The 2,909-nt window shown below is 51.0% G+C and carries 3 protein-coding genes; all 3 read right to left on the bottom strand.

All coding sequences use genetic code 11. The features are described from left to right. Positions 1–73: 73 nt before the first annotated feature. Positions 74–1,711, bottom strand: a complete 1,638-nt coding sequence (gene tnpC / locus H6A13_RS12750; protein WP_243424806.1) for an IS66 family transposase — start codon at positions 1,709–1,711, stop codon at positions 74–76. 301 nt (positions 1,712–2,012) lie between these two features. Continuing rightward, entirely contained in the window at positions 2,013–2,366 is a 354-nt protein-coding gene (gene tnpB, locus H6A13_RS12745; protein WP_204909916.1) for an IS66 family insertion sequence element accessory protein TnpB, read from the bottom strand. Further along, positions 2,360–2,719 (bottom strand): IS66 family insertion sequence element accessory protein TnpA, encoded by a 360-nt coding sequence (gene tnpA, locus H6A13_RS12740; RefSeq protein WP_204909915.1) that lies wholly within the window; start codon positions 2,717–2,719, stop codon positions 2,360–2,362. The genes tnpB and tnpA overlap by 7 nt, the downstream gene beginning before the upstream one ends. Between the last annotated feature and the right edge of the window lie 190 nt (positions 2,720–2,909).

The raw sequence follows: 2,909 nt of genomic DNA, 5'->3' as shown, positions 1-2,909 counted from the left end.
GTAAGCGCTCAATAAAATAATGGATATCTTTTCACAAGGTATTCCACTATAGTTGAAGTAAAAGACTCCAACTTCAACTTTTCGATCTGATCCGGCATCTCTGCTGTATCATGTCAGACCATGGCATCAGCTCTTCTATACCTTCGGGCTCATTTTTGTAGTCCGGCATATAGAGCAGTACAGTCTCCAGATATGCGTAGATGTTCAGATTATTGAGTTTTGCCGTTTCCACCAAGCTGTAAATGATGGAGCTGGCCCGGGCGCCTTTTACCGTATCGTGGAACAGGAAATTTTTCCGCCCTACTGCATACGGGCGTGCGATATTTTCTGCGATATTGTTCGATATGGAGCACCGGCCATCCAACAGGTAATTCTCCATATAGGGCTTCTGGTTTTTCGCATAAGTCACCGCTCTAGCCAGACGGCTCCCGCCAGTTGGGCCCACGGTTTCAAGCCATGACCAGTAAGCCTCCCATATGGCAGGCTCTGTCTCAAGACGTCTGGCTTTCCTGGTGTCGGCATCCAGATCCGAGTACTCCTTTTCCAGTTCGAATAACTGGCTGCAGTAATCAAAGCCGATCTCTGCCGGAGCCTTTTCCGGGGATTTCTTCGATTTCCCGGGAAGTGCTTCATACCAATACCGCCTCATATGGGCAAGGCAGCCGCAGCGGATGACATCCTTCAGCTTATTATAACCGCCAAAGCCATCACAGGTAAGGTATCCGGAAAATCCTTTCAGGAATTTTTCCGCATGGTATCCGCCCCGGCTGGGCTGGTAATCATACAGACGGATCGGCGGCAGCCCGTCATTCCCGGATCCATACAGCCACATATAGGACTTGGACTGCGCCGTTTTCCCTTCCTCCTTCAGTACCTGGCAGGGTGTTTCATCCGCATGGATGATGTCCCTCTCCAGCAGATGCTGGTGAAGCCGTTCATACACCGGCTCCAGATAATCTATACCGCATTTGATGACCCAGTTCGCCAGAGTTGCCCTGGGAAGCTTCACTCCCAGCTGTTTCCAGTCTGTCTCCTGCCGGTAAAGCGGGACACTGTTCACATACTTCTGGTACATCACGTAAGCAACTGTGGATGGAGATGCGAGACTATGCTTCAGCAGCGGGCTTGGGGTTTCCGCCCCAACGATTACAGAAGCACCGTCTTTTTTACATTCCGGACAGCCCAGGACCTCCTGGACATACTGGATCCGTTCCACTTTCGCGGGGATGATCCGCAGCTCTTCACGGACAATCTTTTTCCCGATGATTGCCATCGGGGTGTCGCAGTAGGGACAGTTCCTGTCCTCGTCCGGCACCGTGCAGGGGATTTCGGTCACAGGCAGCCCTGCAAGGATCTCTTCCCTGGTAGCCTTCGGTTTCCTTGCTTTGCGATTATAACCGCCAACGGCCTCTTCAAGAGCCGGTTCCGGAACAGAAGGATCCGAAGCAGCTTCCGCCTCATTGAACAGATCCAGTTGCCCGGGAAATGCATCTTTCTTTGCTTTTTCACTGGAAGATGCGAACAGCTTTTTCTTCAGATATTCGACCGTTTCATTCAGGTTCGCGATTGTCTGGTTCAGCTGTGCGGTCTGCTCCTCATGGCTTTTGGCCATCTGCTCGATCGTAAGACGCTGGCTGTCCACCAACTGGCGCAGGGATTCTATTGTCTCTTTCTGAAGCTGTATGAGCGCTTCCATTTCTGACTGCGGCATCCGGAAACCACCTTTCTTTTCACTGGTTCCTATTATACCGTAAATCCGGCAGAAAAGCGAATCCGCTGCCATAGTGCCTCCGTCATTTTGACGGAGGGGAAATGTGGAAAACGGGTTGTTTTTGCAGGCATCTGCCCGGGCAAAACGCCCCGTTTTCCACGTGCGGGCAGCAATCCGTAAAAATCAGGGGCAGTTATCCTCCCTGTTTCCCGGACAGTTCCGTGATCCTGTGGATAAGTCATCCGCTGTATTTTCCCAGCCCTGCAGGAGAAAGGAAAATTTTCTCCCTTTTGCACAAAGGTCAGAACTCCTTCTTTCTGGCAGGGCGGATCGCTTTTGGCTGGTCGATCGACAGCCCTTCCAGGAGCCAGCGGTATTCCTGGCGGCTGAGGTTCCTTACTTCCGAAGAATCCCGCGGCCATTGGAACCGGCCATTATCCAAACGTTTATAATAGAGGCAGAACCCATCTTTTTCGAAATGCAGCGCTTTTATCCGGTCGCAGCGTCTTCCACAGAAAAGGAACAGGGAGTTGCTGTAAGGATCTAATTCATAAGTATCCCTGACGACCGCCATTAAGCCATCAATGCTCTTGCGCATGTCGGTATAACCTGTCACCAGGAAGAATTTTGCTACGCCGGACAGTTCGCCTAACAAAGCTGCCGCAGGGCAAGCAGGGTATTGCGGATCACATCCGCCCCGGCCTGTTCGTGGATCTCAACGCGGATGCCCTGCATTTCCAGGCAGACCGAAGGGCCAGGTAAAGCAACGTGATCGGAAGGATTCTGTTCTGTTTCCCAAAGTGGGATCTGGACAACCTCCTGCTTCTGAGCGGAAGCATCCACTGCTTCCGGGACTGCACAGGCTTTTTTGCGCAGGGCCCGGACATGATAGTAAAATGTGCTGACGGGTATTCCGTTTTCTATGCACCACTGGCGGTCAGTAAGACCGCTGGATCTGCACTGGGTGATCAACTCCAGCCAATGGTCCTCCTTTGAAGTTGTACTCATTTCATTTAACTCCTCTGATGTGAGATTTTGGAGTAACCAGGTGCAACAAACGCATCCAACGATATAGAGAGAAGATGTGCAGCTTTTGTAACACTCTGAGAACCAGATATGAAGTGAATTACTCCAAGTATCTGAAGTATCTCACAAAAGTTGCGGATTTGCTATCCGGGTGAATATAAAGCGCTTACAT

The organism is Mordavella massiliensis, assembly GCF_016902415.1.
Lineage (GTDB): Bacteria > Bacillota > Clostridia > Lachnospirales > Lachnospiraceae > Merdimonas > Merdimonas faecigallinarum.
This window is presented reverse-complemented; position numbering and strand designations above follow the sequence as displayed.

Excerpts from the sequence above, each read along its gene's own strand:
- tnpC (WP_243424806.1), bottom strand. The coding sequence starts at position 1,711 with ATGCCGCAGTCAGAAATGGAAGCGCTCATACAGCTTCAGAAAGAGACA.
- tnpA (WP_204909915.1), bottom strand. The coding sequence starts at position 2,719 with ATGAGTACAACTTCAAAGGAGGACCATTGGCTGGAGTTGATCACCCAG.